15 protein-coding genes and 1 tRNA gene are annotated in these 13,254 nt (G+C 29.1%); 8 read left to right on the top strand and 8 right to left on the bottom strand.

Annotated features, from left to right (window positions below; all coding sequences use genetic code 11):
- Positions 1 to 10 precede the first annotated feature (10 nt).
- The gene (locus tag ACUXZJ_RS05600) at positions 11 to 1,969 is read left to right on the top strand and encodes an OmpA family protein (RefSeq protein WP_060382882.1); all 1,959 of its coding nucleotides are present in this window, start codon (positions 11 to 13) and stop codon (positions 1,967 to 1,969) included.
- A gap of 302 nt (positions 1,970 to 2,271) precedes the next feature.
- Here ACUXZJ_RS05600 and ACUXZJ_RS05595 read toward each other — a convergent pair whose 3' ends face one another.
- From ACUXZJ_RS05595 to ruvC, 3 genes are all read right to left on the bottom strand, one after another.
- A complete protein-coding gene (locus ACUXZJ_RS05595) occupies positions 2,272 to 3,051 on the bottom strand; it encodes a cyclase family protein (RefSeq protein WP_060383445.1) in 780 nt (259 codons plus the stop codon).
- A 59-nt stretch (positions 3,052 to 3,110) separates the two neighbouring features.
- Positions 3,111 to 4,262, bottom strand: a complete 1,152-nt coding sequence (gene hemW / locus ACUXZJ_RS05590) for a radical SAM family heme chaperone HemW (RefSeq protein ID WP_060383446.1) — start codon at positions 4,260 to 4,262, stop codon at positions 3,111 to 3,113.
- 66 nt (positions 4,263 to 4,328) lie between these two features.
- Entirely contained in the window at positions 4,329 to 4,883 is a 555-nt protein-coding gene (gene ruvC / locus ACUXZJ_RS05585; protein ID WP_060383447.1) for a crossover junction endodeoxyribonuclease RuvC, read from the bottom strand.
- Between the two features lie 54 nt (positions 4,884 to 4,937).
- Here ruvC and ACUXZJ_RS05580 point away from each other — a divergent pair, with 54 nt between their 5' ends.
- Positions 4,938 to 5,879, top strand: a complete 942-nt coding sequence (locus ACUXZJ_RS05580; RefSeq protein ID WP_063743616.1) for a lysylphosphatidylglycerol synthase domain-containing protein — start codon at positions 4,938 to 4,940, stop codon at positions 5,877 to 5,879.
- A 14-nt stretch (positions 5,880 to 5,893) separates the two neighbouring features.
- Positions 5,894 to 7,003 (top strand): glycosyltransferase, encoded by a 1,110-nt coding sequence (locus ACUXZJ_RS05575; protein ID WP_063743615.1) that lies wholly within the window; start codon positions 5,894 to 5,896, stop codon positions 7,001 to 7,003.
- Positions 7,004 to 7,005: 2 nt separating this feature from the next.
- Here ACUXZJ_RS05575 and ACUXZJ_RS05570 read toward each other — a convergent pair whose 3' ends face one another.
- Positions 7,006 to 7,482 (bottom strand): hypothetical protein, encoded by a 477-nt coding sequence (locus ACUXZJ_RS05570; RefSeq protein WP_060383897.1) that lies wholly within the window; start codon positions 7,480 to 7,482, stop codon positions 7,006 to 7,008.
- 54 nt (positions 7,483 to 7,536) lie between these two features.
- Here ACUXZJ_RS05570 and ACUXZJ_RS05565 point away from each other — a divergent pair, with 54 nt between their 5' ends.
- Complete coding sequence (locus tag ACUXZJ_RS05565) at positions 7,537 to 8,034, top strand: DUF456 domain-containing protein (RefSeq protein WP_063744175.1); 498 nt, start codon at positions 7,537 to 7,539, stop codon at positions 8,032 to 8,034.
- A 132-nt stretch (positions 8,035 to 8,166) separates the two neighbouring features.
- On the opposite strand, the gene pth is transcribed toward ACUXZJ_RS05565, so the two are convergent.
- From pth to ACUXZJ_RS05550, 3 genes are all read right to left on the bottom strand, one after another.
- Complete coding sequence (pth, locus tag ACUXZJ_RS05560) at positions 8,167 to 8,733, bottom strand: aminoacyl-tRNA hydrolase (RefSeq protein ID WP_063743614.1); 567 nt, start codon at positions 8,731 to 8,733, stop codon at positions 8,167 to 8,169.
- 86 nt (positions 8,734 to 8,819) lie between these two features.
- Complete coding sequence (locus ACUXZJ_RS05555; protein WP_060383451.1) at positions 8,820 to 9,428, bottom strand: 50S ribosomal protein L25/general stress protein Ctc; 609 nt, start codon at positions 9,426 to 9,428, stop codon at positions 8,820 to 8,822.
- A 30-nt stretch (positions 9,429 to 9,458) separates the two neighbouring features.
- Positions 9,459 to 10,400, bottom strand: coding sequence for a ribose-phosphate pyrophosphokinase (locus ACUXZJ_RS05550; RefSeq protein ID WP_060383452.1), 942 nt, complete (start codon positions 10,398 to 10,400; stop codon positions 9,459 to 9,461).
- A 206-nt stretch (positions 10,401 to 10,606) separates the two neighbouring features.
- On the opposite strand from ACUXZJ_RS05550, the gene ACUXZJ_RS05545 reads away from it, so the two are divergent.
- Positions 10,607 to 10,686, top strand: a tRNA-Leu gene (locus ACUXZJ_RS05545).
- A gap of 355 nt (positions 10,687 to 11,041) precedes the next feature.
- On the opposite strand, the gene ACUXZJ_RS05540 is transcribed toward ACUXZJ_RS05545, so the two are convergent.
- Complete coding sequence (locus tag ACUXZJ_RS05540; protein ID WP_060383453.1) at positions 11,042 to 11,347, bottom strand: hypothetical protein; 306 nt, start codon at positions 11,345 to 11,347, stop codon at positions 11,042 to 11,044.
- 337 nt (positions 11,348 to 11,684) lie between these two features.
- On the opposite strand from ACUXZJ_RS05540, the gene ACUXZJ_RS05535 reads away from it, so the two are divergent.
- From ACUXZJ_RS05535 to ACUXZJ_RS05525, 3 genes are all read left to right on the top strand, one after another.
- Positions 11,685 to 11,933, top strand: coding sequence for a hypothetical protein (locus tag ACUXZJ_RS05535; protein WP_060383454.1), 249 nt, complete (start codon positions 11,685 to 11,687; stop codon positions 11,931 to 11,933).
- Positions 11,914 to 12,027: a hypothetical protein gene (locus ACUXZJ_RS05530; RefSeq protein ID WP_123862004.1), complete on the top strand. Its 114-nt coding sequence runs from the start codon at positions 11,914 to 11,916 to the stop codon at positions 12,025 to 12,027. The genes ACUXZJ_RS05535 and ACUXZJ_RS05530 overlap by 20 nt, the downstream gene beginning before the upstream one ends.
- Positions 12,028 to 12,253: 226 nt before the next feature.
- Positions 12,254 to 12,508 carry a hypothetical protein gene (locus ACUXZJ_RS05525; RefSeq protein WP_060383455.1) on the top strand — a complete coding sequence of 85 codons (255 nt, stop codon included), beginning with the start codon at positions 12,254 to 12,256 and terminating at the stop codon, positions 12,506 to 12,508.
- Positions 12,509 to 13,254: the final 746 nt, after the last annotated feature.

Here is a 13,254-nt window from a genome sequence, read left to right as displayed (position 1 = left end):
AACTATTATTATGAAAAGAATAATTTTATTTACTGTATTAGGATTGTCTTTGAATGGAATATATGCACAAGAGAAAAAAATCATAAAAGCAAGTAATCACTATAATGGTTTAGCATACGTCGATGCAATTGGCACCTATTTAAAAGTAGCTCAAAAAGGATATAAATCAAAAGAGTTATTTCAACGCTTAGGAGATTCCTATTACTACAATGCTAAATTTACAGAAGCCCATAAATGGTATACTGAATTATTTGCTTTAGGTGAAACAGTAGAACCTGAATATTACTATCGTTATGCACAAACCCTCAAATCGGTAGAAAATTACAAAAAAGCCGATGAATATATGGATAAATTTTATCAATTAACATCCAAAGATACAAGAGCCAGTATTTATAATAATCAAAAAGATTATAAAAATATTATCGCAAAAAATTCTGGACGTTTTGAAATAAAACCAGTAAGCATTAATGGCAGTTCTTCCGATTATGGTACAGCATTCTATGGAAACAAAGTACTTTTTGCATCCACTAGAGATACCATTGGAGTTTTCAAAACAAAAGCAAAATGGACAGGAAAATCATTTACCAACCTGTATGCTGCTGATAAAAATGAAACAGGAGACGATCTTATTAATACAGCTCGTTTTGCAAAAGAAATCAATTCCAAATATCACGAAGACTCTCCCGTTTTCACCAAAGATCTAAAAACAGTTTACTTTACCCGTAATAATTTCAATGAAGGAAAAGTAGGAAAAGACGATAAAAAAGTCATCAATTTAAAGATCTATCGAGCTAATTTAAATACAAAAGGAGAATGGATTAATATAACAGAACTACCATTTAATAGTGATCAATACAGTGTAGCACATCCCGCCTTATCCCCTGACGAAAAAACCTTATATTTTGCCTCTAATATGCCCGGAACATACGGGCAATCCGACTTATTCAAGGTAGCTATTTTAGGAGAAAACAGTTATGGAACCCCTATTAACCTAGGAAATACAATCAATACAGAAGCCAGAGAAACCTTTCCTTTTATAAGCGATAAAGGAGTATTATATTATGCAACCGATGGACAACAAGGACTAGGAGGATTAGATATTTACGCAACACAATTAGATGATAAAGGAATGGTTACTAATTTAGTAACCAATGTTGGATCCCCAATAAATGGTCCCATGGACGATTTTGCTTTTATCATAGACGAAAAAGGAAAAGGCTTCTTTTCCTCAAACCGTTCAGAAGGCAAAGGTTTAGATGACATCTATAGTTTTATAGAAAAATCCCCATTAAATTTAGAAATCCAACACCAACTAACAGGCATTGTTACAAACTCCGAAACAGGAGAAGCAATTCCAGAAGCAACCGTAACATTATATGATGAAAAATTTAAAGAAATAGAAAAAGTTCTAGCAGACAACAAAGGATTTTATGATTTTAAGAAAATTCCTGCGGGTAAAAAATATTATGTACGAGCAGAAAAAGAAGATTATGAAACCAAAGAAAAACCAGTAGAAATTCCAAATAAAACAGGAAAAACAAATTTACCTATAGATACTGCCAAAAAAGTAAAAGAAATAAAAGAAGGATCCGATTTAGCCAAAATATTTGAAATTAAAATTATTTATTTTGATCTAGATAAATCATTTATTCGTCCTGATGCAGCAGTAGAATTAGCTAAAATTTTAGAAGTGATGAAACAATACCCCACCATGAAAGTAGACGTTCGATCACATACTGACTGTCGTCAAACCGCAGCTTATAATGCAAAACTTTCAGATCGTAGAGCAAAAGAAACAGTGGCTTGGCTCATTAAAAAAGGTATTGCAAAAGATCGTTTAACAGGTCGTGGTTATGGAGAATCACAATTAATAAATAATTGCGGTTGTGAACCAACTAATCAATCTTCTTGTACAGAAGAACAACATCAAGAAAATAGAAGAAGCGAATTTATCATTGTAAAAATGTAATAAAAAAAGGTGTCTTAAAAAAGTTTAATAGTAAAAAATAGTTGGTAAAACAGCTGTAAAGTATTATAAAATATGATGTTCCCAAAAGTTTATTGAAATTCGTTTCAATAAACTTTTTTTATTTATGAAAATCTCAAAAAAAAGCGATGTCCAATCTCCACAAGTCTAAAATCCACAAGAGAAAAAGACAAAGAAGTCTTGCCCAGTTGCGCAAAGTTTTCCGACTTTGAGGAGTGATAAATAAAAAATGAATACGCTTACGGGCGTGTTTTTTTGTGGGTTGTTGTTATCGTATTTACAACTTAATTTTTTTTAGGATATAATATAGGCTTACTAGGGCTAGCATCATTCTCAAAAGAGGCTATTTGTAAATTTAACAAGTAAGTGTCATCTGTAATTGTATTATCAACAAAAATCATTTCGGTAATGGTACAATCTAAGCGTGCATCTGAATTTAAATGATTTACATCTGTTACATTCCAAAAAGCTTTGTGAGCTAAGAGTTTGCCTTCATCTCTTTCTCTATCAATACTCGGCAAATCAATTAATAAGTGTTTAACACCTATTTCACGTAAATAAAATCCTGTTTCTTCTGTCAGATAGGGTGGGTTGGTATTTGAGTATTTTTTTGTTTTTTTTTCGCTATTATTTGGTAAAGTACGAATTACTAATGCTTGGAACGAATTTTGTGTTTCTTTATTTTTACTCATAGACAAGAGTTTATCTTCTATCATTTTTTTTGTAATGATCAAATCTTGGTTGCTTTTTTGAGGCTCTATAGTAATTACTTTGGCAAGAAAAAAGAATTCTTTTAAACAGTCATTAATACTGTAGAAATCTTTTGTAATATGTCCTAAACATTCAGTATGTGTACCATGCCCATGGGGGTTAAAAAAAATATTGTTAAAATTTACAGAGCTTCCGTTTGATACTTTTCCGACCCAATTGTCAAAACGAACGGGTTCTATTATTGGCTTTTCTAGATACCAAGCAATTGGATTTGACTCAGTATTATTTAATGGAATGGAAATATCAAGAGGATTAGATAAATCGAACGTAATATTATCTGTTTTTAAAATCATTTTATGATAAAGACTATAAAAATAAATTACACAAAAGAGAGGATTAATAAAAAAATGCCTTAGATTTTCTTGGGGCTATTCAAATTTAGAAAAAATAAATCTGATGCAATTCCATCACAAAAAAATTTCCCTTTACGAGTGGTTTTTAGAATATGATTATCTAATTCTAATTGTGTGTTATTTATATATGGTTGCGCATTTTTTATTAAATAGTCATGATAGTTGTTTCCAAAATCTTTTTTAATTTTTTCCAAAGAAATACCCCAAATAGTTCTTAACCCAGTCATTATATATTCATTGTAACGATCTGTTAATGAAAGAATTTCTGTTTCAATAGGTAGCTTTTCTTCTTCTATAGATTTTATATACAATGAGTTATTAGTCACATTCCAGCTTCTATTTATTCCGTTATAACTATGTGCTGATGGACCTATCCCTATATATTTTTTTCCTAACCAATAGGCTGAATTATTTTTAGAAAAATAGTTTTCTTTTCCAAAATTAGATAATTCATAATGAATGAAATTGTTTTTTTCTAGTGTATCAACTAATAGTAAAAATTGTTCATGAGCAATTTCTTCATCTGGAGTAGGAACTTTACCTGTTTGAATAAATTTTTGCAAGGCAGTTTTAGGTTCTACGGTTAGGGCATAACTAGAAATATGAGGGATGCCTAAATCTAATAAAACTTGAATATTTTCTAGCCACATTTTATTAGTTAAACCAGGAGTTCCATAAATGAGATCTACTGAAATATTGTCAAAATATTGGGTTGCTATTTTTAGACTTTTTTTTGCCTGATGAGTATTATGAGCACGATTCATTAGTTGTAAATCCGCCTTATGAAAAGACTGTACACCAATAGAAATACGATTAATTCCGATGGATTTAAAATCCTGAAATAAATTATTCGTTTCTAAATCATCAGGATTTGCTTCAATAGTGATTTCAGGGGTATTGGTAACTTTGTAATTATTGTAAACTTCATTAATTAAAAGTTGTATATCTTCAATTGGCAATATAGAAGGTGTTCCGCCACCGAAGTAAATAGTTTCTACTACTTCATTTTCAAATTCGTTTTTTCGTATTGCTATTTCTTTTATTAATGCTTTGATCATTTCATTTTTTTTCTTCAATGAAGTCGAAAAATAAAAATCACAATAATGGCAAGCCTGTTTGCAGAATGGGATATGGATATAGATTCCTGACATATTTTTAAATTATCGTCATAGGTTTAGTAGTAATTTATAAAATGGAAGATGTATCTTTAAAATACTTTATTTTTTTATTCGTTCTTCATTTTGTTTTATAAAAGCTTCCCAACCAGAATAGCTTTTGCCTAGTTCAACTTTTCCTGAATTAAAAAAATGGCATACAGCTGCTGCTAAACCATCAGTAGAATCTAAATTTTTAGGAAGCTCTTTTAGTTTTAAAAGTTGTTGGAGCATTTTAGCTACTTGTTCTTTACTAGCATTACCGTTTCCTGTAATGGCCATTTTTATTTTTTTAGGTTCATATTCGGTTATAGGTATTTGACGTGATAAGCCAGCTGCCATAGCAACTCCTTGTGCTCTCCCTAATTTTAGCATTGATTGTACATTTTTGCCAAAAAATGGGGCTTCAATGGCAATTTCATCAGGATGATAAGTGTCAATTAATTCAATAGTTCGTTCAAATATTTTTTGAAGTTTTAAATAATGATTATCGTATTTACTTAATAACAATTCGTTAAGTTGGATAAATTCCATTTTTTTATTCAATACTTTTATCAGACCAAATCCCATAATGGTAGTTCCTGGGTCAATACCTAAAATTATTCTTTCGTTTGCCAAATTTTTTATTTAAAGTTTCGAGTTTCAAGTCCAAAGTTTTGTTACTTTGTTCCAATGCAAAAAATATCCAACAAATCTAAACAATTCTTTACACTTCTGCTTAAACTAATTATAGTAGTAGGTGCTTTTTATTTTATATATGAAAGATTATCAAATCAATCTAATATGGATTTTGATCGTTTTAAAAATCAAATTTTATTCAAACAAACTTGGTATACTATTGTTTTTATTTTGTTTTTATCAGTTCTTAATCGGTTTATAGAAATTTTAAAATGGCAAAATTTGATACAAGAGATAAAAACTATTTCTCTGGTTGAATCTACTAAACAAGTTTTAGGTGCTTTAACTTTGGCTTTGTTTACACCTAATGGTATAGGAGAATATGCAGGAAAAGCATTGTTTTTTGAAAAAAACCAAACTTCAAAAGTTATTTTTTTAAACTTGATTTGCAATGGAGTTCAACTTGTTTTAACCGTATTTTTTGGTATACTAGGATTGATGTATTTCAATACTTATTTTTCAGTTGTAAGAAGCAAAGTTGTTTTTATTGTTTTGGGGATTACTGTATTTTTGATTTTAATTATCATATTCTTTAGAAAAGCTAAAATAGGAAAGTATTCAATAGAAAAAATTATTCATAAGATTAATGCAATACCTAAAAAAATACATCGAAAGAATCTATTTTTAGGCGTATTGCGTTATTTAACTTTTTCTCATCAATATTATTTTTTGTTTCTAATGTTTGGTGTTGATCTACCTTATTTACTTTTGATGAGTGTAATTACATCTGTATATTTTTTAGCATCTTCTCTACCTTCTTTCCAGTTTTTAGATTTTGCAGTAAAGGGGAGTGTGGCTGTTTTTTTCTTTGGTTTATTAAAGGTTAATGAGTGGGTTGTTCTTTTTATTAGTACTTTGATGTGGATTTTAAATACTGTTTTACCTGTAGTTATTGGTAGTTATTTTGTGTTAAATTTTAAATTGAGAGAATCATAAATAAAGGTATAATAATGGAAACTCTAATATTGATAGTTTATTTAGTTTTACTCGGATATAATATCAATATTCTTTGGATATGTATTGGTTTTACTAAAGTTAAAACTTTTTCATATAAAAAAATACCTCCTAAAACTAAATTTTCTATAATAGTTCCGTTTCGTAATGAAAATAAAAATTTACCTAATTTATTAGCTTCTTTTGAAAAATTGAATTACCCGAGTCATTTGTTTGAAGTTATTCTAGTAGATGATCAATCAGATGTTAAATTTGAGCTAATAAAGAGTAGATACTCAATTTCTTTGATTGAAACAATTAGAAAATCTAATTCTCCTAAAAAAGATGCTATTAATGCGGCTATTACAATAGCAAAAAATAATTGGATCATAACAACGGATGCAGATTGTACAGTAAATAAAAATTGGTTAACTACTTATGATGCCTTTATTCAAAAAAACAGCCCTAAAATGGTAGTTTCTGGAGTGTTGTTTAATCCTGTTGAAAGTTTTTTGCAAAATTTCCAATATTTAGATTTATTAAGTTTACAGGGTGTTACTATAGGTAGCTTTGGTAATGATCAAGCTTTTATGTGTAATGGTGCTAATTTTTGTTATCAAAAATCTTTTTTTAATGAACTAAAAGGGTTTAATGGAAATGAGGAGATAGCAAGTGGAGACGATGTTTTTCTACTTCAAAAGGGTGTTAAGAGAGATTCTAAAAATATCTATTTTCTTAAAAATAAATTAGCAACAGTTTATACAAAGCCTGAACCTACATTGAGGAAAGTGTTTAACCAACGTGTGAGATGGGCAAGTAAGACAGGAAATTACGAATCTATTTATAGTAAACAACTAGGGCTTTTTGTTTTTTTGATGAATTTGTCTTTGATATTACTTCTTTTTGGTTATTTTTTTCTAGATTTCAGCGTAAAACTCATGATTATGGTATTCTCAATTAAATTTTTAATTGATTATATTTTATTTAGAATATCCGCGCAATATTTTGAGAAACCATTAAAATATCTAACCCTTTCTGTTTTTCTTTATGCTTTTTTTAGTTCTTTTGTTGCTATTTATTCATTATTTGGGCAATACCATTGGAAAGGAAGAAAGTTTATGAAATAAAATTATTTTAATTTAATTGGAATAAAAAATTCAGTTTTTACTTTCATCCCTCTTTTAATAGCTGGTTCAATTACAGGAAAATGAACTAATTTGGAACGCAAAATACTATCGGTATATTCAGGATCTATTGCACTAGAAGGGAGTATTGTTGAAAAATCTACTGTTGAATTGGGATGGATTACAACTTTTATCTTTAAAGAATCTAATCTAGGTAGTAATCTTTTAACTGTATCAGTTGCTATTTTTTCATAAATATTCTTGGTTAATACTTGAAAAAAACATTCTTTTTTCAATTCTTTATCGGTTATGGATTCACATTCTGTTGTAGAAGGGTATTCATCTACTGTGTTCCAATTTATTTTGCTCAATTCTTTCTTTAAAAGATCTTCTTTGTTGAGTTCTTTTTTTTCAAAATATTGACAACTTATTATAGATAATGAGGTAATAAGTAATAATAGATTATTTTTTATATGGTTCATTGTGTCAATTTTTTTTTAGTTTTACATTTACAGGCAAAAATAACAAAATATTTGATGGATTTAGTATTGCTAATTATTGGTTTTCTTTGTGTTTTAATAGGAGTTATAGGTAGTGTTTTGCCTGCTTTACCAGGTCCTGGTTTGAGTTGGATTGGGTTGCTTTTTTTGTATTTTACAAAGACTGTGCCTACTAATTATTGGGTTTTAGGGAGTACTTTTCTAATTACTCTTTTTATCATAATTCTTGATTATCTGATTCCTTCATTAGGAACAAAACGTTTAGGAGGATCTAAATATGGTGTGTGGGGAGCTAATATTGGATTAATTGTAGGTCTTTTTATTCTTCCTTTTGGCTTTGTAATTGGTCCTTTTATTGGAGCTTGTTTAGGTGAGTTATATTTTGATTCTCAAAATTTTTCAAGAGCATTTAAAGCGGCATTAGGAGCTTTTATTGGTTTTATTGCCTCTACTCTGATCAAATTAACCGTTTGTATAGCTTATTTAGGTTGGTATATGTATGTTTTTTGGACTTATAGAAATCAATGGGTATAAAAAGTCTAATAATAATTCTTTGTTTTTATGTTGAATTTTAGTTTAAATGATTCGTTAATTTATTGTGGAGATAGTTTGTTATTTCAAAAAACTCATTATCTAATAGACTGAGAAAATATAATATATATTCAATTATTTTCCATTAAAAGCAGTCATTGTGTTGCCTAAACCAGCTAAAGCAAAAGACTCAATTGCTGCGGAAGATTGTTCTAAACGTTCAGTTAATTTTTCTTTTTCTATTTCATCCCATTCGCCTAATACATAATCTACTTGTTTGCCTTTTTTAAAATCATCACTTATACCAAATCGAAATCTAGCATACTCAGTTGAATTAAGTAATAATTGTATGTTTTTTAATCCATTATGACCTCCGTCACTTCCTTTAGGTTTTATGCGTAAAGTTCCAAAAGGTAAGTTTAAGTCATCGGTAATGACAAGAATATTTTCTTTTTCAATTTTCTCCTTATCCATCCAGTATTGAACGGCCTTGCCACTTAAATTCATATATGTGTTAGGTTTTAGCAGAAATAAAGTTCTTCCTTTTAGTTTTATTTCAGCTACTGTTCCTAGTTTAGCGATAGTAAATTCTACATTATGCTTTTTAGCTAAGAAATCAACTACTTTAAAACCTATATTGTGGCGTGTATTAATATATTCAGCACCTATATTGCCTAAACCTACTATTAAAAACTTTTTCATTTGATAATACTAAATATATACAAAAGAGTATTGAGAATAAAAAAGTGCCCACAATGGTGAGCACTTTTGAAAATATTTTGAGGAAATTATTTTTTCTTTCCTTTTGCTCCTTTTTCTGCTTTTGCAGCTTCTTGAGCAGCTTTCATTGCAGCACGTGAAATTCTTACTTGACATACTACAGTGTTATCTGGATGTAAGAATTTGTAAGTAGCTGTGTGTAATTTAGTAATATATAATTTATTACCCATTTCTAATTCAGAAATATCTGTTTCGATAAAATCTGGTAAGTTAGCTGGTAAAGCTTTAACTTTTAGTTTACGTTGGTTAAGACGTAATACACCACCAGCCATAACTCCTTTAGAATTACCAACAACTTTTACAGGGATTTCCATAGTAACTTCTTTGTTTTCAAATAATTGGTAGAAGTCAATATGTAAAATTTTGTCTGTTACTGGGTGAACCTGTATGTCTTGTAATACAGCGTTGAAAGTTTTACCATTCTCTAATTCAATCACAACAGTGTGTGCATTAGGAGTGTAAACCAAGTTTTTGAACGCTTTTTCTTCAGCAGCGAAGTGTACTGGTTGATCTCCTCCGTATAATACGCAAGGAATCATTCCAGCATTACGTAAGGCTTTAGTAGATACTTTACCCACGCTTTCTCTTTCAGATCCTTTAATTGTAATTGATTTCATTTAAAAATATATAAAAATTAATAATATAATTTACATAATAAATTTGCTACTTATAGAATTGTTAGAATGTACCATACGCATTACATCTGCAAATAATTCGGTACAGCTTACAACTTTTATTTTAGCTGATGTTCTTTTTAGTGGTATTGAATCGGTAACAATCAACTCCGTTAGACTTGAATTTTCTATTCTCTCAGTTGCATCTCCAGATAAAATAGCATGAGTACAAATTGCACGTACACTTAAAGCACCTTTTTCTAGCATAAGATCAGCGGCTTTAGCTAATGTGCCCCCTGTGTCTATCATATCATCAACAAGAATAACATTTCGTCCTTTTACTTCTCCAATTAATTCCATTGATTCAATGACATTTGCTGCTTTCCTTTGTTTATAGCATATTACCACATCCGAACTTAGGAATTTAGAATAAGCATAAGCCCTTTTTGACCCCCCCATGTCAGGAGATGCTATTGTTAAGTTTTTCAATCCTAATGATTGGACATAAGGTAGAAAAATGGTAGAAGCAAATAAATGATCTACTGGTTTTTCAAAGAAACCTTGAATTTGATCAGCATGTAAATCCATTGTCATGATTCGAGTAGCTCCTGCGCTTTCAAGTAATTTTGCTACTAATTTTGCGCCTATAGGAACTCTTGGTTTGTCTTTTCTATCTTGTCGAGCCCAACCAAAGTAAGGAATTACGGCTGTTATGTGTCTTGCTGAAGCTCTTTTCGCAGCGTCAATCATAAGTAGGAGTTCCATTAAATTGTCAGAACTCGGAAATGTTGAACACACAATGAACACTCGTAATCCTCTTATTGATTCCTCAAAAGAAGGTTGAAATTCACCATCACTATAATGTGAGAACGTTACTTTTCCTAGCTTCACACCGTATTTATCGGCAATTTTTTCGGCTAGGTATACACTTTTCGAACAAGCAAATATTTTTGCTTCTGGCTCTAAATGTGGCATTAGGTTGTTTTTTTATATCAATCAAACCAATTTCTGAGTTTTATAAAATCTAAAAATTAATTTAGTTGATTGTAGTTAGTTATGTGTTGTATTGCATTCAATGCGCTGCAAATTTAAAAATTAAAATTAACTTGAAAACATATTTTTTGATATTTTTTTATGATTATTCATTTTTTTGTTTACATTTGCACTCACAATTCAGCAATGCCCGGATGGCGGAATTGGTAGACGCGCACGACTCAAACTCGTGTTCTTCGGAGTGTGGGTTCGATTCCCACTCCGGGTACTTTTAAAATCCTTAGCAATCTATGAAATAGAAAGTTAAGGATTTTTGTTTCTTAACTTGTACGATTTTTGTATTGTAAAAGGATGAAGTCCAAAACCTGTGGATTTAATAAATTAGGCATATAAATTTGCAAGTCTAAAAAGAAAGAATTCTATATTTCTTACGCCTCTAAACAAAACACATTAATACATATTTTATTTAGTAAATCATACAACTAACATATAACTTCCTGTGACATGAATTATCGTCTAAATTTATATTTTCTTTTATTCCTGTAAATGATTTACTATTATGTTTTATAGAACCATTCACTTTTAATTTTTCCCAGTTTTGCAGCTCAAAATATTTTATCATTTTATTTACTATTAGCCCCCCCTTCCGTTATATAAAAACAATGCAGACAAGTAACCATTTGCTCACTCTCATTACTTTTTTTATTAATCTTCCATCTTATAACAATTTTAATATCAAGTGCTCTAATATCTGCAACACTGGCAATGTTTTGTTTATCTTTTATTAATTCGTTCAAAACTAACACCTCCGTATGAATTCCTGGTCTCTGAGCATTTGTAAGTTTGCTTAAACTAATTTTCTCGCTATATAGCTTTTCATACAATTTACCATCACTATAATTCGAGCAATCTTTCCTTATAAAATCCATATATTCTATATGTTTTGTAAAAAAGGATGCAAAGTTTTTGTGAAATTATTATATTTATGTTATATTTTTCCAGAGACTTATTGTAATATCATTTCTTATTGTATTTTGTTATTATATTTCCATTGGGCAGATTACAAGATGAAACTTTCATAGCATCAAGAGAACCATCATTTTCATTTGTTACAATATTTAAAGAATCTTGATTATGAATTCCCTCATAATCAATAGATTCAACGATATTGTACTAAAAAAGTATGTAAAGAAAAAAATGTGATCTTAGTATTACAGAAAAAATACACAAATAAACTTTACACACAACCAAATTTCAGAATTATTATTGGAAATAGCAAATAGTCATAACGGTTCCAATATTTTATTACAAATGACTTTAGAAGTCTTTATGAAGTCAGAAAGAAGTCTTCATAAAGAAGAAAAACCAGATGATTTAGTCAATGGCTATCCATTTAGAAAAGCAAAGGGTAATGATAAAAAACTTGTTTTAAAAGTACCTAGAACAAGAAGTAGTACATTTTATCCAGCTCTATTAAGTATCTTAAGAGGTAGGGTTGACCACAGAACAGATTAGCGATATTTATGAAGAACTTTATGCTAAAGATTATAGTAAACAACAAATAAGCTATTTAATGAAAGATAGCCCAGAAGAAAAGAGTCTTCGTTGAACCTAATACCATTTAAACTTTGAAATTTACCCATAATACTATTTTTTAACCTTAAGATTGTCCAAAAAGTTCACAATCTTTTCGACCAAAGCGAGAAATCACATAATATTTATTATGAGACTCCTTCTTACGTAGGAGTTACAAACTGGATGTTGATTTAGTTACTATCCTATAAAAGCAATAAAATTAATGTTGGTTCTCAATGCGCTTCGCGCTCTAACTAGCGATGATTTCAATTATATACTTAACCCTTTGTTCTAGTTGTTTTAAAAATAAAAAAACAGATCGAGAATTTTACTTTTTAATCCAGTATATTTTAAGTTTAAATGGTATTAGTAATCATAAAGCAACAGAATTAAAGATTATGATAATTGATAATGCAGCATTTCGTTCCACAAAAGATGTAATAATTCCTGAGAACATATTTCTGTTACCAATTCCTTCATATTCTCCAGAACCCAAGCCTACTGAAAGAATCTGACAATGAATGAAAGATAAAATTTCAATGAAAATTTATGATACTCTAGCCGACTTAAAGACAAAATTGGAAGAATCTATTAAGTGGATAACAGACTGTGATTTTTATATAAGTTTACGGTGTTTTTAAATTTCGGATTTTACAAAAACACAATTGTCATTAAATTGTCATTAAATTTTCACTAAATAACCAGAAAAAACTATTAATTTTACGCAATAAAAATACTAAAAAATAAAAACCATATCCTATAAAACAATGTATATAAGATGTTGCTTTATGAGTCTATTTTAGATGTTGAAAAATAAATTAATCTTACCGCTTTGCCACTTCTATGTGCCTATTAAATTAGGTTTTTAGTGTTCTGATAAAATATCAACAAGATAGTGTGTAATAATTTAAATATTTTCAGATACGAAATATAGCAATATACATTGTGTGGGTTAAAAAAGAATAAATTAGTGTATAATAACAAAAAAATATAATATGACGTAAAAAATAAAATTTAAATAATTACTTCACAATTTATTTTTCTAAGTGAATTGTTTTACTAAAAAATGGGTCATAATTTTGAGATTATAGTCTTACGATCTTTAAAAGATAGAACGTTTCGATTACATTAATTTTTTAGTTTATTACGGGTATTGTAGGTTGTATTTAACCTTATCAAGAAGGTAAAAGTCTTATTGAAATCAATATAGCTTTTGGTTATATCTTTTTAGTCTTAATAATAATAAGTTTATTTTAGAACA

Source organism: Flavobacterium sp. TN-1, assembly GCF_052828645.1.
Note: the sequence above shows the minus strand (reverse complement) of the source record. Positions and strands in the feature narration are given on the sequence as shown.

What these genes read in the sequence shown, in the direction of transcription:
- ACUXZJ_RS05600 (WP_060382882.1), top strand. Translation starts at nt 11, where the DNA reads ATGAAAAGAATAATTTTATTTACTGTATTAGGATTGTCTTTGAATGGA.
- ACUXZJ_RS05595 (WP_060383445.1), bottom strand. Translation starts at nt 3,051, where the DNA reads ATGATTTTAAAAACAGATAATATTACGTTCGATTTATCTAATCCTCTT.
- hemW (WP_060383446.1), bottom strand. Translation starts at nt 4,262, where the DNA reads ATGTCAGGAATCTATATCCATATCCCATTCTGCAAACAGGCTTGCCAT.
- ACUXZJ_RS05580 (WP_063743616.1), top strand. Translation starts at nt 4,938, where the DNA reads ATGCAAAAAATATCCAACAAATCTAAACAATTCTTTACACTTCTGCTT.
- ACUXZJ_RS05575 (WP_063743615.1), top strand. Translation starts at nt 5,894, where the DNA reads ATGGAAACTCTAATATTGATAGTTTATTTAGTTTTACTCGGATATAAT.
- ACUXZJ_RS05570 (WP_060383897.1), bottom strand. Translation starts at nt 7,482, where the DNA reads ATGAACCATATAAAAAATAATCTATTATTACTTATTACCTCATTATCT.
- ACUXZJ_RS05565 (WP_063744175.1), top strand. Translation starts at nt 7,537, where the DNA reads ATGGATTTAGTATTGCTAATTATTGGTTTTCTTTGTGTTTTAATAGGA.
- pth (WP_063743614.1), bottom strand. Translation starts at nt 8,733, where the DNA reads ATGAAAAAGTTTTTAATAGTAGGTTTAGGCAATATAGGTGCTGAATAT.
- ACUXZJ_RS05555 (WP_060383451.1), bottom strand. Translation starts at nt 9,428, where the DNA reads ATGAAATCAATTACAATTAAAGGATCTGAAAGAGAAAGCGTGGGTAAA.
- ACUXZJ_RS05550 (WP_060383452.1), bottom strand. Translation starts at nt 10,400, where the DNA reads ATGCCACATTTAGAGCCAGAAGCAAAAATATTTGCTTGTTCGAAAAGT.
- ACUXZJ_RS05540 (WP_060383453.1), bottom strand. Translation starts at nt 11,347, where the DNA reads ATGGATTTTATAAGGAAAGATTGCTCGAATTATAGTGATGGTAAATTG.
- ACUXZJ_RS05525 (WP_060383455.1), top strand. Translation starts at nt 12,254, where the DNA reads ATGATTTCAATTATATACTTAACCCTTTGTTCTAGTTGTTTTAAAAAT.